General features: G+C 50.3%; 15 protein-coding genes and 2 pseudogenes. 6 read left to right on the top strand and 11 right to left on the bottom strand.

The genetic code is table 11. The features are described 5' to 3' along the window. Window positions 1-39: 39 nt before the first annotated feature. Window positions 40-150 (top strand): annotated as a pseudogene (locus AAG834_RS09575) (IS5/IS1182 family transposase); the annotation flags it as partial. 13 nt (window positions 151-163) lie between these two features. Here the strand turns inward: AAG834_RS09575 and fabG are convergent. The 10 genes from fabG to AAG834_RS09520 form a co-directional block, all read right to left on the bottom strand. Next, window positions 164-910, bottom strand: coding sequence for a 3-oxoacyl-ACP reductase FabG (fabG, locus tag AAG834_RS09570; protein WP_003684588.1), 747 nt, complete (start codon window positions 908-910; stop codon window positions 164-166). 128 nt (window positions 911-1,038) lie between these two features. Then, window positions 1,039-2,106, bottom strand: coding sequence for a hypothetical protein (locus tag AAG834_RS09565; RefSeq protein ID WP_342031987.1), 1,068 nt, complete (start codon window positions 2,104-2,106; stop codon window positions 1,039-1,041). Window positions 2,107-2,579: 473 nt separating this feature from the next. Next, complete coding sequence (locus AAG834_RS09560; RefSeq protein WP_070515378.1) at window positions 2,580-3,644, bottom strand: hypothetical protein; 1,065 nt, start codon at window positions 3,642-3,644, stop codon at window positions 2,580-2,582. Window positions 3,645-3,737: 93 nt separating this feature from the next. Next, entirely contained in the window at window positions 3,738-4,742 is a 1,005-nt protein-coding gene (locus AAG834_RS09555) for a hypothetical protein (RefSeq protein ID WP_342031986.1), read from the bottom strand. A gap of 81 nt (window positions 4,743-4,823) precedes the next feature. Further along, window positions 4,824-8,543, bottom strand: coding sequence for a glycosyltransferase (locus AAG834_RS09550; protein WP_342031985.1), 3,720 nt, complete (start codon window positions 8,541-8,543; stop codon window positions 4,824-4,826). Between the two features lie 112 nt (window positions 8,544-8,655). Continuing rightward, window positions 8,656-10,509, bottom strand: a complete 1,854-nt coding sequence (gene msbA, locus AAG834_RS09545; protein WP_342031984.1) for a lipid A export permease/ATP-binding protein MsbA — start codon at window positions 10,507-10,509, stop codon at window positions 8,656-8,658. A 302-nt stretch (window positions 10,510-10,811) separates the two neighbouring features. Further along, complete coding sequence (gene fabD, locus AAG834_RS09540; protein ID WP_003776389.1) at window positions 10,812-11,738, bottom strand: ACP S-malonyltransferase; 927 nt, start codon at window positions 11,736-11,738, stop codon at window positions 10,812-10,814. A gap of 19 nt (window positions 11,739-11,757) precedes the next feature. Next, the gene (locus AAG834_RS09535; RefSeq protein WP_342031983.1) at window positions 11,758-13,047 is read right to left on the bottom strand and encodes a DUF1294 domain-containing protein; all 1,290 of its coding nucleotides are present in this window, start codon (window positions 13,045-13,047) and stop codon (window positions 11,758-11,760) included. A gap of 453 nt (window positions 13,048-13,500) precedes the next feature. Further along, on the bottom strand, window positions 13,501-14,463 hold the full coding sequence (locus AAG834_RS09525) for a beta-ketoacyl-ACP synthase III (protein ID WP_342031982.1): 963 nt from the start codon (window positions 14,461-14,463) through the stop codon (window positions 13,501-13,503). 199 nt (window positions 14,464-14,662) lie between these two features. Then, window positions 14,663-15,388, bottom strand: coding sequence for a 16S rRNA (uracil(1498)-N(3))-methyltransferase (locus AAG834_RS09520; RefSeq protein ID WP_342031981.1), 726 nt, complete (start codon window positions 15,386-15,388; stop codon window positions 14,663-14,665). Between the two features lie 76 nt (window positions 15,389-15,464). Between AAG834_RS09520 and AAG834_RS09515 the strand changes: the two genes are divergently transcribed. Together AAG834_RS09515 and AAG834_RS09510 are read left to right on the top strand one after the other, a co-directional pair. Further along, the gene (locus AAG834_RS09515) at window positions 15,465-16,259 is read left to right on the top strand and encodes an inositol monophosphatase family protein (RefSeq protein WP_029609465.1); all 795 of its coding nucleotides are present in this window, start codon (window positions 15,465-15,467) and stop codon (window positions 16,257-16,259) included. Between the two features lie 90 nt (window positions 16,260-16,349). Continuing rightward, window positions 16,350-16,682, top strand: a pseudogene (locus AAG834_RS09510) (DUF705 domain-containing protein); the annotation flags it as partial. Window positions 16,683-17,274: 592 nt separating this feature from the next. On the opposite strand, the gene AAG834_RS09505 reads toward AAG834_RS09510, so the two are convergent. After that, window positions 17,275-18,156: a chorismate mutase gene (locus tag AAG834_RS09505; RefSeq protein ID WP_342031980.1), complete on the bottom strand. Its 882-nt coding sequence runs from the start codon at window positions 18,154-18,156 to the stop codon at window positions 17,275-17,277. 240 nt (window positions 18,157-18,396) lie between these two features. Here AAG834_RS09505 and AAG834_RS09500 point away from each other — a divergent pair, with 240 nt between their 5' ends. From AAG834_RS09500 to AAG834_RS09490, 3 genes are all read left to right on the top strand, one after another. Next, on the top strand, window positions 18,397-20,523 hold the full coding sequence (locus AAG834_RS09500; protein WP_342031979.1) for an AsmA family protein: 2,127 nt from the start codon (window positions 18,397-18,399) through the stop codon (window positions 20,521-20,523). Window positions 20,524-21,093: 570 nt separating this feature from the next. Continuing rightward, window positions 21,094-23,307, top strand: a complete 2,214-nt coding sequence (locus AAG834_RS09495; protein WP_342031978.1) for a TonB-dependent siderophore receptor — start codon at window positions 21,094-21,096, stop codon at window positions 23,305-23,307. Between the two features lie 129 nt (window positions 23,308-23,436). After that, window positions 23,437-25,149: an ABC transporter ATP-binding protein/permease gene (locus tag AAG834_RS09490; protein ID WP_342031977.1), complete on the top strand. Its 1,713-nt coding sequence runs from the start codon at window positions 23,437-23,439 to the stop codon at window positions 25,147-25,149. The last annotated feature ends 287 nt before the right edge of the window (window positions 25,150-25,436 follow it).

Below are 25,436 nucleotides of genomic sequence, written 5' to 3'. Positions count from 1 at the left end.
TCGTCTGAAAACCGAGTTTCAAGGTTTTCAGACGACCTTCTTTATAGTGGATTAAATTTAAATCAGGACAAGGCGACGAAGCCGCAGACAGTACAGATAGTACGGCAAGGCGAGGCAACGCCGTACTGGTTTAAAGTTAATCCACTATATTTCCCAAGCCGAATCAAGGCATCAGCATGCCGCCGTTGACGTGCAGCGTTTGACCGGTGATGTATTTTGCTTGGTCGGAAGCGAGGAACAATACCGCATCGGCAATGTCCTGCGCTTCGCCGAATTTGCCCAGCGAAGTTTGCGCTTCGAAGGTTTTTCGGGTTTCTTCAGGCAGGGCGCGGGTCATATCGGTGTCGATAAAGCCTGGGGCGACGCAGTTGACGGTAATGCCGCGGCTGCCGACTTCGCGCGCCATGGATTTGGAGAAACCGATCAAGCCTGCTTTTGCCGCAGCATAGTTGGTCTGACCGGCATTGCCCATCACGCCGACGACGGATGTGATGTTGATGATACGGCCTGCACGCTGCTTCATCATGCCGCGCAATACGGCTTTAGAGGCGCGGAACACGGATTTGAGGTTGACCTGCATGATGTCGTCCCACTCTTCTTCTTTCATGCGCATCAGGAGGTTGTCGCGGGTGATGCCGGCGTTGTTGACCAGAATGTCCAACTTGCCGAACTCTTTTTCGATGTCGGCAATCAGGTTTTCGATGGTTTCGGGTTCGGCGGAATTCAATGCACGGCCTTCGCCGCCCCATTGCGCCAGACGCTCGCTAATCGCTGCCGCGCCGCTTTCGCTGGTTGCCGTACCGATGACTTTGGCACCTGCCGCCGCCAACGTGTCGGCAATCGCTGCGCCGATACCGCGCGATGCGCCAGTTACCAATGCGATTTTGCCGCTTAAATCTTGTGTGCTCATGTTTACTTCCTTGTTTTGGGAATGGAGTCTGTTAATTTCAGACGACCTTATAGCATAAATAGTGTGATGAATCTAATTTTTGAGGTCGTCTGAAAACATCAAAGACTTTCAGACGACCTCAAAGAGGCTTACTCGGGTAACGTGATTTCTTGATACGGAGGTAGATCCAATATGTATTTCAACCAGTTGTCGAAGCTGTATTTTTGGTAGATTTCGGGCGGCAGTTCGCGATAGGGTTTGGCAAGAAACTCCTCCATACCGTCAAAGGTTTTGCCGTCCCAAATAAAGATATTGTCGGGATGATAAAAATCGTATTTGGCAACTTCGGCATTGGTGGTAATGAGCTTTTTACGATAACCGACCGCTTCGATTGTCCGAAACGATAAGCCCGTATGTACCGCCGCTTTAAAATCCAACAAGACGCGGCTTTGCAGTTCGCGTTTGATGTTGTCCTCAAATGTAAGCGGCTCTGCCGTCGCTTTGATACTGTCGGGATAAACATCGGAATGCTCGTTCAAACTGCCGTCGTTGACATGGAATATCGTGAAATCGACTTTCCAGCCTTTCTTTTCGGCGTATTCGGAAAAAGTCGAAATGGCTTTGTCCCTGTCGAGATCGGGAACATGCGACCCTAGGAAATAAAAATCGTAGCGGTTTTCGGTATCGGCGTCCTTGTCTACTTCAAAATAAAAATTGGCGGCGGGAATGACTTTATCGCCGTATTTCCGATTGTCCTCGGGGTCAAAAGCATACACTTTATCAAAAATATCAATGCTTTCCCAAATTTTGGGAAATCTGTCCAGCCCATCCCATTGGTAGGCAGCCATCAATTTTTTGGTTTTGCGTTTGACCTGTTTCAGCAGATATTTCGGGTAGATTTGTCCGTTTAAAAACAATGCGTAATCGAAATACTCGAATGTTTTTATTTTCTCCGTCATTTCTTGATAAATGTTCGCAAAATGCCGAAGTCGGGCTTTTTTTCTCAAAATTTCTTTTTTCTTTTTCTGCTTCAGGACTTTCTTGCACCAAAATGCCCCCAGCCTCATTTTTAAAGACGAATATTTGAAGGGGGGCGCGATATGGTTGTAGCTGATATCGACAACTTCAAATCCTTGTTTTTCTAAATTTTGGATCAGCAATTTATAAATGTCGTTAACTTGGTACATGCCTAATAAGATAATAGGTTTCCGAGACATGGTGTGTGTCCTCCTATTGATTTTAAAATCATCAACTTATTATTTTTATACTAATAGATAGATATATAGTGGATTAAATTTAAATCAGGACAAGGCGACGAAGCCGCAGACAGTACAAATAGTACGGAACCGATTCACTTGGTGCTTCAGCACCTTAGAGAATCGTTCTCTTTGAGCTAAGGCGAGGTAACGCCGTACTGGTTTAAAGTTAATCCACTATATTGTTACCCTGTTAAAACTGACCTTTGAAAACAGGATAGGTTTCAGATTCGGGAAACGGCAAGCGGGAGAAGGTACGGCAAACCGTACATTCTCGACGTGAAAGATGTCTTGTAACGGACATACCGCCTGCGTTTGAACAGTCGGCGTCCGCGCGGCATCGTTTATTGTGAATAGACGTTGAAAGTGCCGAAGCACTCAGTAAATAGTTTCCCTTTTATTTGTACCGCCAGTCCCGCAAATTTGCTTATCCGCTATATCTGCTTAATGGCATCCCTGTCGATATGCGGCAGTCCGATCGGTATGTTCGGCTCGATATCGAATGCGCAGTTTATCCAGTTGCTGAAGCTGTATTTGCGCTTCAATTCCGGCGCGATGGGGGCAAACGGTCGGGTCAGGAAGTCTTTGAGTTCGTCGAGATTGCTGCCGTTCCAGTAGAACATATTGTCGGGATGGTAAAAGTCATAATGGACGATGGTCGGATTGGTGGTAATCAGTTTTTTATCCAAACCAATGGCCTCAAAAATCCGCAAAGACAAGCCGTAATGCTTGCGGTTGAGGAAGTCGACCAAGACGGAAGATTTGGCGGCTTCTTCTAAATTCTGGCGGTAAGACAACGCGTTGGCAAACGAGAAGAACTGCACTTCGGGGATGCCCAGCGCGGCTTGCTCTTCGGCAATTTTCTTGCTCGCCAGACGGAAGTCGATATCCAAACCGATGGCGCGTGCGGCGTCACAGAATGCGCGGATGTCGCTGTTGCGGTCTTCTGCGTATGATCCGATAAAGAGGATTTTGTTTTCGGTTTTTTCAGACGACGTGAAGCTGTCGAAATAGAAACTTGTGGTCGGATGCAATACATGGTCGTATTCGGGCAGCTTGTTTTGATCAAACGGATCGAAGAAATAAAATTTGTCGAAAAATTCGATATTTTCAAAATCTTCTTTCAAAAAGGTCAGCGCTTCCCAGTTGTAATAAACCATCAGCTTGGCATGGTTGCGCAGTTTGGAAATAAACTCTTTCGGATACGCGCCCAGCCAAATCATGAAACAATAATCCGCCTGCTCGGGATATTGCTCCAACAACGCTTCCAACCGCTCTTCCACCAAACGGAACATCACCCGTTTCTTGAAATCCATTCGTCCGAGGATGTTGCGGTACCAGATTTTCTGCATGCGCTGGAAGATGCTTTTGTATTTGAATTCTTTTTCTTCGTAAGTCAGGGACAGTACGTCGAAGCCGCATTTTTCCAGATTCTCAATGATGAGCTCGTGGATTTTAAACAGCTCCGGCATAGCCAGGATAACGGTTTTCTTTTTCATAATCGTCGTGCGGTAAAGAGGAAGGGTCGTCTGAAAATACAATCAGGCAATGGAGGAAACTTCTAAAACGGCTACTACGCTGAATCGTCTTAATTAATTGCCGATACCGAGCATACGGTTAAGCCATCGGGTAAACGAATATTTTTCTTTAATATCCGGACTGACCGGCTGATACGGACGCGCCAAGAAATCAGACAATTCGTCCAAGCTGCCGCCATCCCATAAAAACACATTGTCGGGATGATAAAGGTCGGTATCCCGTATGCTTTGGTTGGTCGTAATCAGTTTTTTGTCGAAACGCAGGGCATCGAAAATACGGAACGACAAACCGTAATGGTCAAACTGGGCAAAATCGACCACAGCCCCGCAGCTTTGTACCTTGCTTAAATTGTTTTCAAAACTAAGGATACTGCTGCGGTCGAGATAAGTAATGCCTTTTGTACCGAAGGCTTTTTCGGCACGGTCGTCTTTGCAATAAATATGGAAATCCAAAGGCAGCCCGAGGCGTTCCGCTTCGCTGATGAAATGCTTGGTCTGCTCTTCCCTCCTCAATTCGTAGCCACCAAGGAAGTAGAGGCCGTCGTTTGACGGCAATTCGGGAACAGGCAAATCGAAGTAGAAGTTGGTCGTGGCTTTGAAACCGCATTCCGGATACTGCTTAATATCTTGCGGGTCGAAAACCCAGCATTGATCGAAATAGTCCAAATATTCCAAGATATCGGGGAACCTCCCGATGCCGTCCCATTGGTAATTGACACATATTTCGCTGTGCGCACGAATGGCGGCAATGATTTCTTTAGGATAGATATTGGCGCGGATACACAGGGCGTAATCCGCTTTTTTTCCGTTTAACGAACCCAGCTTGCGTGCAATGTCATCCCGATAGCGGCTATATTTCAAAACTTTTTTGTAGTCGCCGTCTTTGGCAATATATTTGTAATACAGGTTTTTCACCCTGCTTGCCATATTGGGATAAAAAGAATCCCTGTCGTCGTAACAAAGGTTGACGACGTCGAACCCCAAAAAACGCAGGTTTTTTTCGATGCACTTGTCGAGTTCGTACATATAGGGAACAGCAAGGATGATGTTTTTATTCATGATTCGGGTGTAATGCGGTTAATCGATGGGGGCTGTGTTTTCAGACGACCCTTTGGTCATCGAAAGGGTCGTCTGAAAACATCAATCTGCTTGGTTCGACAGTATTTCTTGATATAGGCCTGCCAATTCGTCTTTTTGTTCCACAAAAGTCCGAATATGGCTTTTCGGCAGTTCAATGACTGCGCCGTCGTCCATTGCTTGATAGCGTTCGCAAACTTCGGCAATGGCGCGGCTCAATTCTTCCACGCCGCTGTCAAACGGAATGACCGTGCCGTTTTCGCCGTCGATAATGTCTTCGGACACACCGCCTGCATCCGTGGCGATTACCCAAACATCACGCAATACTGCTTCCCTGACCGTCAAACCGAAACTTTCTTTCCATTGTGTCGGGAACAGCAAAACATCGATTTCCGAGAAGAAATGGTCGATAGTATCTTGGCTGTAAGCAGGTTCGATGCGGAAGCGTTCCACGCCGTCGAAATCACTGTCAAAGAACGAACGTGCGCCGACGTTGAGCATATTGTCCACAACAACCAGTTCGGTATTGGGGAAACGGTGTTTCCTGAAGGCTTCCAAAATCAGATGAACGCCTTTGATTTTGGTTTTTCCGCCGACATAGCCGAAGCGGATAACGTCTTTTTTCCGTTTGGATACTTGACCCAAGGGGCGGGTAACGCCGTTTTTGTTGACGAGGACGTTCCTACCCAAAGTTCTTTCATGCAGCTCGGCAAAATATTTGCTGGGCGCAAGCAACATATCGATTTTCGACAGGGCGCGGGCTATGGTTTTGCTCCGTTCGTCTTCGGTATTCCATTGCTCGCGGAAGACTTCATTTTCGTCAAGCATGAACTGGTTCGGACAAATCCACCAGGCGTCATGCAGGGTAACGAGGGTTTTGACACCAGCTTCCCGACAAATATCGACCATGCCGACGCCCATGCTTTGAATGCAGTGGATATGGGCGATGTCGGGCTGTACGAGTTTGATGATATCTTTTAAGGCTTCATCAAAACGCGGGTTTTCGTGGGCGGCCGCATCTTCTGAAGGAACGGCAACGCCGAAAACGGTCACTTTGCCGTATTCGTAACGGATGACGCTGTACGGCGGCAGCCAGCTCTTCATCGGCAAGGTTGTTACCGCATATATTTCGTAGGCTTCTTCATCGGCAAGCAGTTTGTTCAGTTGCTCGGCAACAATGGTCGCCCCGCCAAACGATTGCGGATGATAGTAAACATTAAACGATAAGACTTTGGTTTTCCCTTTTGCGGCAGATTCAAAACGGACGGCGGGTGCAAGCTGCGTGCTGCCGATGGCTTGCGGGCTGTATGTTTCCGTAACCGTACGGTATGCCGCCTGCGCCATACTGTCGCGCAGTTCGGGATTTTGAATCAGGGTAGCGAACGCTTCATGCCATTGCTGTTCGCTGTCTGCCAGAAAGCCGTTTTCGCCGTTGACAATCACATCTGCGAAAGCCGCCCTTGGCGAACATACGGATGCCACTTTGGCAATCGATGCCTCAAGGTATTTGATATTGCTCTTGGCATCGTTGAAAACGAAGTTTTCCAAAGGCGCGATGCTGATGTCGCATTCGGACAAATAAGTCAGGTATTCCGTATAGTTGCAAAACGGAATACGCTCGATTTGGCTTTGTACATCATCGAAATATTCGGGCAGCTCCAAATAGCCGATGATTCTGAACCTGACATTCGGATTTTCTTTCAATATGTTGGCAAGCGCGGGAGCGGCTTCCAAAAAGTCGATGTTGTGTGTTTTGGTGCCCGAACCGTAAATAATCCGAATCAAGCCGTCTTCTTGTTTTTTCAGACGACCTTCGATGCTGCGTGCCGCTGCCAGTGTTTCATCATCCAACGCGTTTTCAACCACATAAACGGTCTCCAAACCTGCTTCCTTCATGGCTTTTGCCAGCCCCGAAGTCGAAGCGATGCCTTCGTCGCACGCCAACATGGCTTGACGGTAAAGTTTCGCGCCGTTAATCACGCCTTCTCTTTCTGCCGGTTCAAGCGAATTGATGGTACTGCTGGTTTTCAGGACATCTTCGTCAAAAATCAAATCATCGACATCCCATAATGTTTTGATATTCAGACGACGGCATTCCGCAATTAAATCCATCACGCTGTCAAAACCGGGAACGCGGTAGAAAATCACCAAACTTGCCAAAGAAATCTGTTTCTTGGCTTCGTTGCTGTCCGTCCATGAAGTTACGGAACAAGGAATGCCCAGCTCCTCAAGCATTTCCTGCTTTTGGATAACGCGATATTTTTTGCATTGCGGAATACTGAATTCGGCAATGATGGCAACTTTGGGTGCAAGCGTGTCGGCAGCATGTTTGGTCAGTCGCTGGATAAACGTTTGCGGAATCGGGTCTGCCTGAACACCAAGAATTTCCTGTGCAACAACAGGCGAAGAACCGACCATTTTTAAAAGCTGTTTCACGCTTTTAATCGAATGGGTTTGCTTGTAATGGCGGCGTAAAAACTGATATGCCTTGCCGATACTGCCCTTCTCGCGCACCAAAAGACGGAAGCCTTTGCGGTAGCGGTTGGCAGAGCTGATGGCCTGTTCGGTTTTAACGAACGGCTTGAATACCTTAACCGTCCACAACCCTTTGTATTTTGCCAATCGTTGGCTTTCCTGACGGATGTGCTGTTCTAATAAAGCACGGTTTTCATTGAGTCCGTGTATGGCTTGCTCGAACGATTGTCTGTTTTCGTTCAAGGTATTGATGGTGTGTTCGAGCGACTGTTTTTCCTGCTGCAAGGTATCGATTTGTTTTTTCAGCAGTTCGATTTGTTTTTCTTGTTCTTTCGATTGCTCTTCTGCTGCCTGGCTGCGCACCATCAACTGCATCAACATATCGATTTGCTGTTGCAGAGACTCAGTCTGCTTGGCAGACAGTTCGGTTTGTTGCAGCAGTTTTGCCATTACATGCTGCAATTCTTGGTTTTGATTTTGCATATTGGTATTGTCTTCTCGCAATTGAAGGTTTAGCTCGGATAAAGATTGGATTTGTTGTTCTAGTAAGGATATTTTTTGAATACAGTCGGAATATCCCAAATGATGTTGCATAAACAGCGCGCGGTTTTTCTCGTAGACTTTTTGCCAGTCTTCGCGGTTTAAATCAGGATTTTGCTCTAAGCGGTTAATCAGCGATGACCCGTCACGGCGTTTGCGGTAGCGGAACAACACTTCCGGAATACGGATAACGGTTCCGCCGTTGCTTAAGAGGCGTATCCAAAAATCCCAGTCTTCGTGTGTCGTCAGGTTTTCATCAAATCCACCCAATGCGGCAAAATCTTCGGCGCGGTGCATGGAGACGGATGAAGGAAAACGGTTGCCCATCAAAAGGCTTTCCAAACCGTCATAATCCGGCAGATTCCACAAACCTTCTTGCGCATCGAAATATTCCGCCAACGGATACACCAGCTTGCAGTCGGGATTGTTTTCCAAAACCGTGACGCATTTTTCGATGTAATCCGGCAGGATGAGGTCGTCTGAATCGAGAAACAGGAAGTATTTGCCCCCCGCCAGCCTCGCCGCATGATTTCGGGCGGCGGCAACGCCTTGATTGTTTTGTACGGCGTAACGTATTGCGGGCTTGTCCGCCAGAAACTCCCTCAAATAATCGGCGTGTTCCGGGTCGGAGCCGTCATCAACAATGATGATTTCAAAATTCTGATGGCTTTGGCTAAGGACGGACTGGATGGTTTCTACAATGTATTCCTTACAGTTGTAGTAAGGGATCATCACGGAGACGGTGGGGGACTGGGCTTGATGATTCATGCGGATAGTTCCTTTCTGTCTGTTCGGCAGCCTTCCTTGTCTTGCAGCTCGGTGTTTTCAGACGACCTCTTAAATAAATCGTCCTTCAACTGACTGACAGGTCGTCTGAAAATCAACCTGCCACCTGCTTAGGCATATTGCGCAACATGGAGTAATAGCCGTTTTGAGCCATCAGCTCACTATGCGTGCCTTGTTCGACAATATGGCCTTCATCCATAACGATGATGCGGTCGGCTTGTTCGACAGTGGTCAGGCGGTGGGCGACGATGATGCTGGTGCGGTTTTCCATCAGGCGTTCGAGGGCTTGTTGGACGAGGCGTTCGGATTCGTTGTCCAGCGCGCTGGTGGCTTCGTCCAAAAGCAGGATGGGAGCATCTTTCAAAATGGCGCGGGCAATGGCGACACGTTGACGCTGACCGCCGGAGAGTTGGTTGCCGTTTGCGCCTATCGGCTGGTTCAAGCCGTATGGCGAGCTTTCAACCAAGTCTTGCAAATTCGCGGCTTTGAGGGCTGCCAATACTTCTTCTTCAGTTGCATCGGGACGGCTGTAACGAACGTTTTCCAAAAGAGTGTCGTCAAACAGGAAAACATCTTGGGAAACAAGGGCGAATTGGGAGCGCAGATTGTCGAGTTTGATGTCTTCGATGTTGGCATCATCCAAATAAACCGCGCCGGAGCTTGGTTCGACAAAACGCGGAAGCAGGTTGACGACCGTGGATTTGCCGCTGCCTGAACGTCCGACCAAAGCAACGCGTTCCCCTTGGCGGATGTTGAGATTGAATCCATCCAAGGCTTTTTTACCGTCTTCGTGGTAGCGGACATCGACGTTTTCGAATTTCAGACGACCTGAAACGTTTTTCAGATGTTTGGTGCCCTTGTCTTGCTCAGGTTCGGTATCAAGGAACTGACAAACCGCATCCGAAGCGATAAACATGGTCTGCATGGGGATGCTGATGTTCGCCAAGTTTTTGATCGGACCGAGCATTTGCAGCATGGCAACGATAAACGCCATAAATTCGCCGATGGTGGTATAGCCTTGCTGACTCTGCCAAAGGGCAATAAAGATGACGACGGCCAAAGCAAATGACGCAATCAGTTCGCTGAACGGAGAACGCGCCGCGCTGGCTTGCGTGATTTTTTTACCGAGACGGACGATGGTGTCATTGACTTCGGCAAAGCGTTCAGACGCTTTCTTCTGACCGCCAAAGAGTTTGACCACGCGGTGTCCTTGGTGGACTTCGTTAACGACGTTGTTCAGCGTACCGATACTTTGCTGCGCGCTGGCAATGATGTCTTTCAGACGGTTGCGGTAATAACGGGACAACAAAGACAACAGCGGGAACATCAGGGCGACAATCAGACTGAGCTGCCAGTTCAAATACAGTAGAACGCAGACCAAACCGATGACAATCATGGTATCGCGGGTCAAAACGATAAAGACATTACTGGCGTTGCTGATGGATGATTCCGCCATTTGCACCATGTTCATCAAAACTGTGCCGGACGGAGTTTCCTGATGGAATTTGGAAGAGAGTTGCAGCATCTTGGCAAACATATCGCGGCGCAGATGGCTGATTGCCATGACGGAAACCCAAGTCAGCAGATATGTGCTGACAAAGCGGCTGATGCCTCGAATGATGACCAAAAAGATAAAAAATACCGGCACAACCCAGACTTTATTGGGCGTCCCCCAAATCAGGTAGGTAAATTGATCTTTCCAGTTTTGCAGCGTGGCGACGATGCCGCCTGCGGTGTTGAGTTCGGGCGGCGCAGAAGGCGGGGCGAAGCCTTGGTTGACCAGCGGGGCAATAAAGGCGGCGAGATAGCTTTCGGTGGCGGCAACGCCGAAGATAGCAATTAAAGCAAAGATGATGCGTGTTTTATAAGGGCGGATATAAGCCATCAAGCGCATGAAACTGCGCGAATCTTCTTGGGTAAACAGGCCGAAGGTCAGTTTTTCTATCATTGGCTCGGTGTTCCGGAATAATGCAGATTGAATATTTTATCAATCTGTCGGATTGGTAAAGCCTATGATTATATCGCAACGAAGTTACCGATGCGACGAAATTGCTGTTTTTAAATGAATAACGATTTTTATTTCTGTAAAGTTTTTTCAGACGACCTTAAATGTTCAAAATAAATTAATAATAAACTGGGATGTAAAACACCTCCTGTTGCTATTCCCTTCCCTATCCAAACAAAACCAACAGACATTAAAAAACGACCTTTCATTAAGAAAGGTCGTCTGAAACATAAAAGGCGGCAAGTTTAATGCGCTTCGATAAAGGCGGCGACTTGCTCGGAATTGGTCAAAGCGCTGCACACGGCTTCTTTGTTGATACGTTTTGCCAAACCTGCCAACACTTTGCCCGGTCCGCATTCGGCGGATTCGGTAATGCCTTCGGCAACGAGTGCGTTAACGGTTTCCGTCCAACGTACAGGGCTGTAAAGCTGACGAACAAGCGCGTCTTTGATTTTCTCTGCATCGTCGTAAGCGGCAACATCGGCATTATGGATGACGCGGATTTGCGGTTGTTTGATTTCAACGGTTTTGAGCGCTTCGGCAAGTTTTTCCGCAGCAGGCTTCATCAGGCTGCAATGCGAAGGAACGGATACAGGCAGCGGCAGCGCGCGTTTGGCTCCCGCTTCTTTGGCGGCGTTCATAGCGCGCTCGACGGCGGCGGCATTGCCCGCAATCACGACTTGTCCGGGCGAATTGAAGTTGACGGCTTCGACCACTTCGCCTTGCGCGGCTTCTGCACAAATGGCTTTAACCTGTTCATCTTCCAAGCCGAGAATTGCCGCCATCGCACCTACGCCCTGCGGCACGGCGGACTGCATCAGTTCGGCACGCAGGCGGACGAGTTTGACTGCATCCGCAAAATCCAATGCACCGGCGGCGACAAGTGCGGTGTATTCACCGAGGCTGTGGCCGGCAACGACGGCAGGTGTTTTGCCGCCCGCTTCAAGATAAGCACGGTAAACGGCAACACCGGCGGCTAACATAATGGGCTGCGTATTCACGGTTTGCCCGATGAGTTCGGCATCCGTACCGTTAATCATCGCCCACAAATCCTGACCCAAGACGGCGGAAGCTTCGTCGAAGGTGTTTTTTACGACCGATTGTCCTGCGAAGCCGTCCATCATATTAAGGCTTTGCGAACCCTGACCAGGGAAGAAAAATGCAAAAGACATGATATTCCTTTGTTTCAGTTTAGTTTTTCAGAAAATTCGTCAGAGGATTGTCGGCGTAATGTATCAGCAGGGCATAGGTAATGGCAACATTTATTGCCACCGTCAGCCAGAAAATCTGAACAAAAGGAACTTTCTTGGTTTTGTGGCGGAACGCGGCGCGCGCAACCAATGCACCGGGCCAGCCGCCCAGCAGGCTGAATGCGTGCAGTTTATTTTCTGGGATACGGTTTTGGTATTCGTTTTTACGTCTGATTTTGCGCGCGGACTCCATCGCCGTCTGCTTATCCTGTTGATAGAGGATGAAGGCGGCAATACTGATAAGGACGTAAATGAAAAACAGTTTATTGGAAAGCACGGCGACAACGGTCAGGAAAATGACAGCGATGACGCTGTTGATCAATAGTGCCTGCATATCAATGTTGAGCCTGTTGTAGTCGGGTGGCAATTCGTCAAACAGGAATGCTTCGTCGCCCAGCCGGACGACCTTGATGGCTTGCTGGCGGTTGCCTTCTATCGGGCGGTTGCAGTAGAAACTGACGCGCTGTCCTGTTTGCGGACGGCTGGTATTGTAATGGTACGCACTGATGTGGAAGAAAATATTTTGGGATTCGTCGCCGAAACGGATAAAGCCGTAGCCTTTGGCATCATCCCATGTGGTAATCGTACCGCTCATGACCTGATTGGGCGGCAACAGATTCTTTTGGGCGGATTTCGGAGCGGGATAACGGGTTTCGGCAACCAACGGCTGCTCGATTTTGACTTCAACTTTAGGACCGTGTTCCGGACGGAAAAAGTGTACGGTTTGACCTTGTGCTTTTTTCGAGGGCGCAGCGTGTATCGACTCAGGCTCGGGCTCCGACTCGGGCGTACTGCGGATAACAGCATCGACCAGCAGCCATTGTCCGTTGGGATGGCGACGGAGCGTGCCTTCAAGGCGGTCGCCCGCCCGAGGTGTACGGGTTTGGTCGGCAAGAAACTGTCCCAGCACAAACACAGGCTGCCCTTCGTTTGAAACATCCATTCCATAACCACCATTCTTCGACCAATCCCAGTCGGTCAGCGTAATGACCGCGCTGTCATTGTTTTTATAACCCGGATTGACACGCTCGACATCCCTTGCGACGGCGCGGTTGTTTTCCGTTTCAATTTGAAAGCTAACACGGTGTCCGGTTTCAGGTTCTTGATAATCGGGGTGTAGGGATTGGCGGTTGGCAAAGATGCGTTGCGAAGATTCGTCGCAAATAATGGAGCCGCGGCTCATTTCCCCGAACCAATGGGCGATTGTCCCGTAATGTTTATTATGGTTCATTTTATTTTTATATTAAGGAAAAAAATGTATTGGATAATCAGTTTTGAAATTATACCAATTTATCATAATCCATGTGGATTTTAACCATAATAAATAAAAAGTTGTCTGAAACGGTGTCGGTTTGAAGCAACGACACATTTTCAGACGACCTCTTTTCAATGCTCAACAGAGACAGCACCCTTCCCCCTCTGCATAACATATAGTGGATTAAATTTAAATCAGGACAAGGCGACGAAGCAGCAAACAGTACAGATAGTACGGCAAGGCAAGGCAACGCCGTACTGGTTTAAAGTTAATCCACTATACTTTTCAACTACCAACCTGAATCTTCTACACTTTAAACAACTAACCCATCCCTCAAAATACGAATCCCGGCTTTCCTATCAAAAAGGTCGTCTGAAACCGCACCAACGCAGTTTCAGACGACCTTTTAAGTTTTAAACGGACAAAAAATCAATATTTAACCAACACCGCGCCCCATGCGAAGCCGCCGCCTATGCCTTCAAGCAGCAGGTTTTGTCCGCGCTTGATTTGACCGTTTTGAATGCCGACATCGAGCGCGAGCGGGATGGAAGCGGCGGATGTGTTGCCGTGTTCCTGTACGGTCAGGATGACTTTTTCCATGTCCAGACCCAAGTGTTTGGCGGTGGAGTCGATAATGCGTTTGTTGGCTTGGTGTGGCACGAGCCAGTCGATTTGATCGGGGGTATAACCTGCTTCGCTGATGACTTCGTCGGCGATTTTTGCGAGCATTTTGACCGCGAATTTAAACACGCCCGGCCCGTCCATTTTGACGTAAGGCGAACCGCAAACTTGCCCGTTGGCGATTTGACCGGGTACATTGAGCAGGTCGAGATAGTTGCCGTCGGCTTTGAGTTTGCTGTGGATGATGCCTGCTTCGTCGGACGCGCCCAATACTACTGCGCCAGCGCCGTCGCCAAACAAAACGCAGGTCGTGCGGTCGTTCCAATCCACGATGCGGCTGAACGTTTCCGCGCCGATGACCAAAGCCTTTTTCGCCATGCCGCTTTTGATGTAGGCGTTGGCGGTGGACAGGGCATACATAAAGCCCGCGCAGACCGCCTGTACGTCAAATGCGGGGCAGCCGTTTTCTATGCCGAGCTTTTGTTGAACAATGGTTGCGGTGGACGGGAACTGCATATCGGGGGTAGCGGTCGCCACGATAATTAAATCGATTTCATCGGCAGCGACACCCGCTGCAACCAGCGCGCGGCGTGATGCTTCGGCGGCGAGGTCGCTGGTTTTTTCGCCTTCGTCTGCAATATGGCGAAACTTGATGCCGGTACGGGTGGTAATCCACTCGTCGGACGTATCGACTTTTTTCGCCAAATCGTCGTTGCTGACGCGGTTGGCGGGAAGATAGCTGCCGGTACCTAAAATTTTGGCGTATTGCATGTGAAGGCCTTTGAGCGTTGATTCGGATAATCGGCTATTGTAAGCGAAAACAGATGAATTGCCCAACGCCGCGAAGGCGTAAAACAGGTAAAGCAGGCAATGGCTTGAAAAACAAATATAAACCCATGATTTCAATAAAACTTACTTTTCAAACCATCTAGGGATTTACGCTTCCCATCCCGTTTTTAGACGACCTCGGTTACACAAAATCCCCCCAAAGCGTCTGCATCGCCGCAATCGCCGCCAGCGAAGCGGTTTCCGTCCGCAAAACCCGTCTGCCCAGCGTTACCGACTGGAATCCCGCCTCAAATGCCAATCGTTCCTCCTCGTCCGTCCAGCCGCCTTCCGGCCCCACCATAAAAATCAGGTCGTCTGAAAACGGCTTGACGGCACGCAAACTCTGGGCGCGGTTCAAACTCATCAACAGCTTGGTCGTTTCAGACGACATCTGTTTCAAAGCCTCGCGGTAAGGCAGCAGCGGGCGCACCTCCGGCACAATATTCCTGCCGCTTTGTTCGCAGGCGGACACCACAATTTCCTGCCAACGCGCCACCCGTTTGTCCGCCCTCTCGCCGCTCAGGCGCACGACACAGCGTTCGCTGATCACAGGCTGAATCGCCGCCACGCCCAGCTCCACGCTTTTCTGCAAAGTAAAATCCATACGTTCGCCGCTCGACACCGACTGCACCAACGTGATTTTCAGCGGCGATTCGTTGTCCGCCTCCTCCTCGCGCAACACTTCCGCGCAGGCACGGCGTTTCTCCAAAACATCCAAACGCGCGGGAAACGCCTTGCCGTTGCCGTTAAACAAAACGACCTCTTCCCCGCAGCGCACGCGCAAAACATTTAAATGACGCACAACATTATCAGGCAGTTCAACGACTTGCCCCGCATATAAAGCATCAGGCAGATAAAATCTGGACATGGTTCTTCAAGTGAAAACGGATATAATAACGCGATTATACGATTTCGCACCCCAACCGCAAAAACAAGGACAAAAAGTGTTACACCGATTGCAAAAAGTCGTCCGGCACATCGCGCAAACCGAAGTCATGCCGCGCTTCCTGAATACCCCGTCGCACCGCAAAGAAGACGGCTCCATGCTCAGCGAAGCCGACCTTGCCGCCCAAACCGCCTTCGCCGCCGCCCTGCCCTTGTTGATCGACAGCCCCATGCTCGGCGAAGAAATGAGCGTGCAAGAACAAACCACCCTTTGGAAACTGCACGCGCATACCGACGGGCTATGGGTCGTCGACCCCATAGACGGAACCAACAACTTCGTCAACGGACTGCCCCATTTCGCCGTTTCCGTCGCCTTCGTCAAAAACGGCCGCGCCGAACTCGGCATCATCTACAACCCCGTCAGCGGCGAATGTTTCTACGCCGAACGCGGCAAAGGCGCATACCTCAACGGCACGCAACTCCCCCTGCGCACCGTCGACAAAAAACTCAGCGAAGCCATCGCAGGCGTCGAAATCAAATACCTGCGTTCCGGCAAACTCACCAGCCGCATGAGCACGCTTGCCCCCTTCGGCACCATCCGCAGCATGGGCAGTAGCACGCTCGACTGGTGCTACCTCGCTAGCGGACGCTACGACGTTTACGTCCACGGTGGACAAAAACTGTGGGACTACGCCGCCGGCGCTCTGATTTTTGAAGAAGCAGGCGGCAACCTGTCCACTTTGGAAGGCGACGACTTCTGGAGCGGCGAACACGTCTTCAAACGCTCCGTCATCGCCGCCCTGCAACCTGCCCTGTTCGAACGTTGGGAAAAATGGATACGGGAGAACCAGTAAACCGGTTTTATCGGCAAATACAGCGGCAGATTAAACAAAACAATCATAATGAAATAGGGAAAGTTTCAGACGACCCTATTTGAATTATCCACCCATTTCGAAACAATCAAACCGATGAACAGACCCTCCGTTATTTTCATTGATGTGGACGACACCCTTGTCAGAAGCGTAGGCAGTACGCGCATTCCCATGCCCGAAGTCATCCGCCAAGTCCGCCGCCTGCATGAAAACGGACATATGCTTTACCTTTGGAGCAGCGGAGGAGCCGACTACGCCCGTCGCAGCGCAGAAGAATTGGGCATATCGGAATGTTTCCAAGCATTTTTACCCAAACCGAACGCCTATATCGATGATCAAGCGGTACACGAATGGCGGTTCTGTACCCACTTCCTCCCTATCAACAGCGGACAAATCGACGGGTAACCTCAACAACAGCATTTCGCCCGACGGAATGAAAATGCAATTGCCGTGTATCCCTGTACATCTCTTGTACAAAAAGGTCGTCTGAAAAACAGCTTTTCAGACGACCTTCCAAAATGGTTGTTGCAAAAATATGACATATGAAATTTAAAATTCAACGGGTTTAATACCGCTTATCTCAATAAATTAACGTCTATCGGAGTTTTCGCGCAATTTATTCAAAAGATTTCACTTCTTAACAGCATTTAATACTAATGCTGGTAGAATTCAAATTGCTGACACACACCGCTCTTTTATCCCTTTTGGGCGGTGCAGCAAGTAAGACGTTTTCCCGCAATGTATTGGCCATTCATACTTCTCCCTTGGTATGAATGGTTTTTTTTATCTACAGTTTTGATAACTCAGCCCTGACGCCTGATTAAGCACGATAAATATCGCAAACGCCATACAGATCCCGCTGAAAGATAGGGTATATCTACAATCCTATTATCCGGCTTCAAAAACTGCCTTGAAGAATTGATAACAACATAAGGCAGATATACGCCCACTTCTCACAACAGCATTTTATACCAAAATTCAGCAAAAAACTGAAATATCAATCCACCCCGGAACCGACAATCCCATTTACACCGGCAGCCTGCGCCAACCGATACAAGATATGTTGCGGCATATCGTTGTGCCACAACCGCGTGATGTTCGCGATCACCGGCAGATGACAGGTTTGCCGCACCCTGACAATTGCATCCACATCCAAACGATAAGCATGTTCCGGTTCGAAACTCAAAGTCCCCGCCTCGCCCAAGATAATATGGTGATTGCCGCGCAAAGCGATGTGCTCGGCAGCCGCCAGCCAATCATCAACCCGATGATGCTTATCTTTACACAACACTACCGGCGTATTCAGACGACCCACTTCATCCAACAAGACCCGATTCCCCATCAGCTCTCCGCCCAGATACAAAACGTCTGCCTGCGCCTTCAAAGCCTCATCAATCTGACGCACATCGCGGATACGCACCAAAATCGGTTTTCCCTGTTCATGAAGCCGCTGAATATCCTGCTGCATCAGTTGGATTCTCGCCTTTTCGCTCCCGTTGTCCATTTCTGCATAAGGCCGTGCCGACAGATAAAACGGATCGACAAATCCCGCATCAGCATCCTCAATCCGATTGATATCCACGGTAATATCCAAAACCTTCTCGCCGCCAAACAACACGCCCCGTATCGAAATCTTGCTGTCTTCAGGCTGCTCCTCCCGACTGATGATTTTCCAATCGTTCAGAACCCGGAACACGCGCTCCACATCGGGCAGCCGCGCCAATTCATTGGAATGGAAGACCCGCTCGTCGCCCAGCGCGCCGATAATCGTCCTTTCTTCACCACGCGAAATATGTTCCCGCAAGCCACGGCTGCGAATCGTATCCACCACCCGTTGAACAGACTCCTCGCTCGACCATTTGCGCATTACGATAATCATCGACACCTCCTCAAACCAATAGAACCTGCATTATATAGTCACGTTTTATCAAAACAATACCTCAACACAAAGGTATGTGCACCAACCGTCTGCCTTAATATCTAAACAACATGGTCAGATATCGGGTCGTCTGAAATCCGTATCCCACCACTCAGCCCCATTCGTAACCCTCTGTCCCGACGCGCCAACCATCCCAAGGGCATGTGTTATACTCTTACTCTTTAATCTTTATTTGTGCCCATGAACCTTCTGCCAAACTCCGGAAAATTCTGGCTGAAATTCCTCATCTTCAGCCTCATAGCGGTCATCATTGCCGCTGCCGGACTGTACGCATCGGTTTACAACTTCTTCACACCCAAACGCATCGAAACCCTTACCCAATCCGCCCTGCAATCAACCCAACGCACCATCCGCTTCAGCCCCGAAATTCAATGCAGTTGGTTCCCCCGCCCCACCCTTACCCTCAAAAACGTCGTCATCTCCTACCCCAACAGCACGCAAGCCGCCATCCATATTAAAGAAACCAACATCGGAATCGGCTGGAGCAGCCTGTGGAACGACACACCCATCATCGAAAAATGGGTGCTTAAAGGCGCAGATGTTTCAATCGAACGCGCCGAAAACGGCAAATGGAGCCTTCAAGACCTTTGGCAGCAGCCCCGAAACACAGCCACGCTCAACCGCCTCGTTGTAGAAAACAGTACCCTGCGCCTAAGACTCGACAACACACCGTACACCATCGAAGACTTCAGCCTCAACCTCCGTTCGGAAGATTCCGACGGCCGCCGTTTCAAAATCGGCGGCAACATCCGCAACCCGCAGTTTCCCCTCGAATGGAACGGCAACGGTCTGCTTAAAACCAACGCAGCAAACTGGAGCATTCCCGAGCTGCGTTTTGAAGCGCAAAGCCGCCGCGACCAAGACACTGTCAAAATCAATATGACCAGCACCTTAGCTTGGCAAACGCAAAACCACACCCTGCAAGTCAGCAATATCAACCTACGCGCAGAAAGCGTTCAACGCAACCTCCACCTGACCGCCCAAGCGCCCCTGCTCATCTTCAAAGACAACCATCTCAACCTCAATACCGTCAGCGGAGCCTTTACCGCAGGCTCGCCCGACAGCCAATGGGACGGCTCCTTCAAACTCGACAAAACCAATCTGCGTCCGAGCGTCATTACTCTTGACAGCTTCGAGCTCAACGGCAGATACAAAAACCAACTGCGCCAAACCAGCTTTACCATCAGCGGCCCGATGTTGTGGCAGAAAAAAACCGGTTTACAATCCGACAACGTGCGCATTACCACCCTGCAGGACACCGTCAACCGACTGCCCCAACCGCGCTTTATCAGCATGCTTGACGGAAATTTCAGCCTGACCGATTCCGGCAACTGGCAAGGCAGCTTCAAAGGCACATTCGACCGCCAACCCGTTGCCTTGAGCTTAAAATACCAAACCCAGGCCGAGCAAAAACCCAGACTCGAAGCAGGCGTCGCCCTGCAAAAACTCAACCTCACCCCCTACTTGGAAGACTTTCAAGCCGGTTCAGACGACCCCTACCCGAAATTTCTCAACCACGCCAACACCCCCGATATCGAAGCCAGCATCAAGGTCAACAATATCCAAACGCCTGGCTTCCAATTGGACAACGTCGAAACCCGGCTGACCGCCAATAACGAACATATTACCCTGAGCAACTTCAAAGCCGGACTCTACGGAGGCCGTACCGAGGGCGGCATCAGCATAGCCAACACCACACCCCCCTCCTACCACCTCCAACAAAACGCAGAAAGCGTACAAATCCAACCCTTGCTGCAAGACCTGTTCGGCTTCCACAGCTTTAGCGGCAACGGCAACGCCGTCATCGACCTGACCGCCAAAGGCAACAACCGCGAGCAAATGCTCAAAAACCTCAACGGGATGCTGACCCTCAACATCTCCGAAGGCGCATGGCACGGCATCGACATGGACAACATCCTCAAAAACGGCATCATCAGCAAAGACAACACCAACCAAACCCCGCCGCCCAAAACCCCTTTCCACCATTTCGTCCTCAACAGCGAAATCGACAAAGGCATCAGCCGCCATGTCAACACCGAACTCTTTTCCGACAGCCTGCATGTTGTCAGCAGCGGCTACACCGACCTCAGCACCCAAGAGCTATCGGAAGACCTGCTCATCCGCAATGCCCTGAACCCGCAAAACAAACCCATTCCGCTCAAAATCAGAGGCACGGTACAAAACCCATCCATCACCATCGACTACAACCGCCTGACCGACGGCCTCAACAGCCCGCAGGAAAAACAAAAAGCCCTCGAAAACACCCTGCGCGAACAATGGCAATGGATCAATCCAAACCGCAAATAACCCAAAGGTCGTCTAAAAACCGTTCTCAGACGACCTTTAGCTTAATGAATCCATTGGATAGAGGATACACAAAAGATAATGACGCAGAATAGGCATTGACCGGTTTTCAGACGACCTGCCTAGCCACACAGCAATCCACCTTCTCCTTCATCCGCAGAAAAAACAAAGATAAATCTGACTGATACACAAATAAAGCCCCCTCTCCCATTCAGCGGGAGAGGGGGTATTTTTGCGGACAGAATTTTGACTTATGGCAAGATGCGTGAAGAAGCGTGAGGCCGTCTGAAAAAAACGATTGCCAATTTTTACAGCTAGAGTATAGTTCTTTATAACTATTTTTCAGCTAGTTCCTTATATCTATCTTTGCAACCTTGGATAAGTAGTTGCCATTGGGTACTCCGCCCGGCGGCAACATTTTTTTATCTGAAAGGATTTGATGAATTTTATTCGTTTTCTCTGACGCAGGTCGTCTGAAAAACCTAATACTTTGAATATTTATAGTTTTTATGGTTATAAATATCAAATAAAAATAAACATTTTACGACAACAGCTTTATCCGGGATCAATCAAATGAACAATACAAACAAAGAGAAACTTTTCAAACTCAGCACCTTGGCGCTCTGCCTTGCCGCGCTGCCGCAAGCCGTTCACGCCGCAGAAGAAGTGCAGCAGGTCGAATTAAAGCAGGTCAATGTGGTCGGCAAAAACCGCAGCCTACGTACCGAAAATCAAAACAGCTACACCGTATCCGCGATGCGTTCGACTACGGGATTGGTACTGTCTCCAAGGGAAATTCCCCAATCCGTCAGCGTCATCACCAAAAAACAACTTGAAGACCAAGGCGTGGCCAGCCTCGAAGGCGCGTTGCAGAATGCTACGGGCGTCAACGTCTTCAAAAGCGGCGGGCGCACGCATTTCATGTCGCGCGGCTATTTTATCGAGCAACTTGAAGAAGACGGCATTGCCACTCAAATCGGTTCGCCCGGCGGATTCGGCTTGGGCGGTCCGTCCGGCGACCCGACCAGCGTAACCGATATAGCGATGTACGACCGCATCGAAGTGGTACGCGGCGCAGCCGGGCTGACGCAGGCAAACAACGAACCGGGCGGCACGATTAACGCCGTCCGTAAGAAACCGACCTCCAAACGCCAGCTTTCCGCCGATTTGACGGTCAACACATGGGGCAAAGTGGGCGGCACGTTTGACGCGTCGGGTGCTTTAAGTCCGGAACACGGCCTGCGCGGGCGCTTTGTCGGCTCGATTGGCAGCAACAAAACCTTCAAAGACCAATCCGGCGGACGCGACATCCTGCTTTACGGCGTGATGGACAAAGACATCGGCGACAACGGCAAGCTCTCTTGGGGCGCGAGTTATCTCAACCAAACCAAAACGCCCGACCCCGACGGCCTGCCCATGCGCACAGACGGCAAAGAATGGAAACGCAGCCGCTATCTCGGCGCAGATTGGAACGAAGCTCGTCTGAAAAAACACAACCTCTTTGCCGAGTTTGAACATTATTTCAACGACAACTGGAAACTGAGCAGCAAGCTGGACTGGCGCAAAAGCGACAATTCAAAAGAATATTACACGCTGGGCGGTACGGGCAACGGCATAGGTGTGGACGGTTTGGGCAAAACTTACAGCTTCGACCGTTACGACACGGACAGCCGCCAGTTTACTTTCCAAAACAACCTGACCGGCCGCATCTTCGCCTTCGGCCAAAGCCACGACCTCTTCTTCATGCACAGCTATTCCAGAGAGAAGATGAACACGGGCAACCGCTGGTTCGACGACAACAGCACCTATAACGCGGATGCGTTCAACGGCAGCGAAAAAGCCAAACCCGATTGGGATGCCGATACCGCCAAGTCACGCGGCGGCAACGGCAGCTACCGCACCCACGCCTTCGGTTTGGGCGCGCGCATCAATCCTACCGACAAACTGCACGTCATCGTCGGCGGACGCTATACCAACTGGCACCGCAACCTCTATTGGGACAGAAACCTTAAAGACAGCTCGGAAGGCACATATTACGCGCTCAAACGCAACCGCTTCATCCCCTATGCCGGCATCACTTACGACATCACGCCTAAACAAAGCGTTTACGCCGCCTACACATCCATCTTCAAACAAACAATGAACCGCGACTACAACGACAACCTGCTGCCGCCGATTATGGGACGCAACTACGAAATCGGATGGAAAGGCGAATGGAACGAAGGCCGTCTGAATACTTCCGTCGCCCTCTACCGCACCGACAAAGACAACAACAACCAACGCGTCAATGCCAAGCCACATCCTTATTGGGAACCGCTGGATCAAAGCAGCCGCGGTTTGGACGCTGAAATTTCCGGCAGCCTGACCGACCGTTGGCAGGTTTACGCAGGCTACACCTTCAACCGCAGCACCAACCGCAACAGCGTCGGCGATAATGTCGAATCGCGCCGAAAAGGCTACAACTTCAGCAGCCATACGCCGAAACATATGTTCCGTCTCTACACCAGCTATATCCTGCCGGTTGATGACGGCAAATGGACGGTCGGGCTGGGCTTAAAGAGCAGCAGCAAAACCGCCAATTCCTACGGCTCCATCAAGCAAGGCGGCTATACGGTTTGGAATACCAACGTCCAATACCGCCCAAGCAAAAACCTGCAACTGGGGCTAGCGGTCAACAACCTGACCGACAAACGCTACTACGAAAACCAATACAGCCGTGCCGCCAACAGCGGCAACTTCTACGGCGAACCGCGCAATGCCGTGTTCAGCCTAAAATGGAAAATGTAAATAGCAGCATAGCAAGCACGGGTTGACCGCTCATTTTTTAAAAGCATAAACCAACTATTGCTGATAAAAAGGCCGTCTGAAAGTACAATTTCACTTTCAGACGGCCATTCGCACGCATTCACAAGCATTATGAAAACACTCAAAAAATTCTTTTACCTTGCCCGCCCTTTTTGGTCAGGGGCACACGGCCGCCTCCAATGGCTGATGCTCGCCGTTTTGATAGGGTTTACCCTATTCTCCATCACCATCAGCGTTTGGATTGCCGCATGGGACAAACGCTTCTACGACGCGCTGGCCGCATTTGACGGCGCATCCATGCCCGCGCTCATCGTCGAATACCTCGGCTATATGGCGATGGTTATCGGCTGTATCGTTTGTGCCGACTGGCTGCAAAAACGCCTCATCTTCCGTTGGCGCACCCATCTGACCGAGCAATTTCAAAAAGACTGGCTCGAAGGCCACAAACACTACCGCCTGCGCCTGACGGGCGAACCGGACAACCCCGACCAACGTATCGCCGAAGACATCTACCTGCTTACCGACAAAAGCATCAGCCTCTTTCGCTCCTTCATCAATAATATTGCCAAATTCAGCGCGTTTGTTACCGTACTGTGGACGCTCTCCGGCGTACAGACTTTCAACATCGGCGGATACAGCATTAACGTTTACGGCTACCTTGTTTGGGTTGCCTTGATTTATTCCGTCATCAGCACCCTGATTGCCCACCTCGTCGGCCGCAAACTCAAAAACCTCAACATCGACCGCCAGCACCGCGAAGCCGACTACCGCGCCGCCCTCCTGCGCGTGCGCGACCACGCCGAACAAATCGCCTTCTACAACGGCGGCGAAGCCGAAACAGGCCGTCTGAAACAACGTTACCTCCGCATCCGCGACAACTGGCGGCGGCTCACCAACTGCGAATTTCGCCAAGAAACCTTCTGGGCGACCTATGTGCGCATCAGCATCTTCATCCCCATCCTCGCCACCCTGCCCATGTACCTCGCCAAAACCATGACCTTCGGCGACATGATGCAGACCCGTACATCGTTTGCCCGCGTCCAAGACAGCTTCGGCTGGTTTACAGATTCCTACCGCCGCCTCATCGAATGGGCGGCAGTTGTCGAACGCCTCTCCGGTTTTCAGACGGCATTGGAACAAGTAGAACAAGAAGGCAGAAGCGCCGCCCGCCCAGCACCCGCCCTGACTTTAAACAACCGCCGTCAAAGCGGCATCCTCGTCCTGCAAAACCTCACCGTCCACACCCAAACCGGCAGCCCCCTGCTCACCGACATCAACCTCGAAGCCCACGCCCCCGAATGGGTATTGCTCGAAGGCAGAAGCGGTATCGGCAAATCCACCCTGCTGCGCGCCCTCGCAGGCTTGTGGCCGTATTATCAAGGCAGCTTCGCCCTCGACGGCAGCCTCCTCTTCCTGCCCCAACGTCCCTACCTCCCCGCCGACACCCTGCGCCACACCGTCAGCTATCCCCACCCCGCCTGCCAAGACGACCAAATCATTCAGACGACCTTGGAACAAGTCGGGCTAGGACGACTGAAAGATAATTTAGACGAACCATACGAATGGCACGGCATCCTCTCCGGCGGCGAACAGCAACGCCTCAGCCTCGCCCGCGCGCTGCTGCACAAACCGCAAATCCTGTTCCTCGACGAAGCCACCAACCAGCTCGATGGCGAATCCGCATTGGCGCTGATGCAAACCCTCAAACGTGCCTTACCCGACACCCTCGTCATCGGTATCAGCCACCAACCCGAAAGCCAAGCCTTGTTCAGACGTAAAGTTAATTTAAAACCACTCAACGAGCTTGCAAACCGTTCAGATTAGTAATATAGTTCTTTCTGACTAGTTTCCTAGTTCTTTAGGGTTACTTTTTAAAACTCCTTGGATAGCCTCCGCCAGCTCCCGGCAGGAGGCGTTTTTTTGCCCGCAGTTTTTTGCCTGCGCTTAAGACATTGAGACCTTTGCAAAATTCCTTTTCCCCCAACAGCCGAAACCTAAACAAAGATTTTCGGCTGTTTTCGTTTCAAATATCCACTAATTCTACCCAATGCCCCCTTAATCCTCCCCGGATACCCGATAATCAGGCATCCGGGCCACCTTTTAGGCAGCAA

This window comes from Neisseria sp. Marseille-Q2251 (assembly GCF_940793045.1).
GTDB lineage: Bacteria > Pseudomonadota > Gammaproteobacteria > Burkholderiales > Neisseriaceae > Neisseria.
The sequence above is the reverse complement of the archived record's forward strand: the minus strand, read 5'-3'. Positions and strand labels throughout refer to the sequence as shown.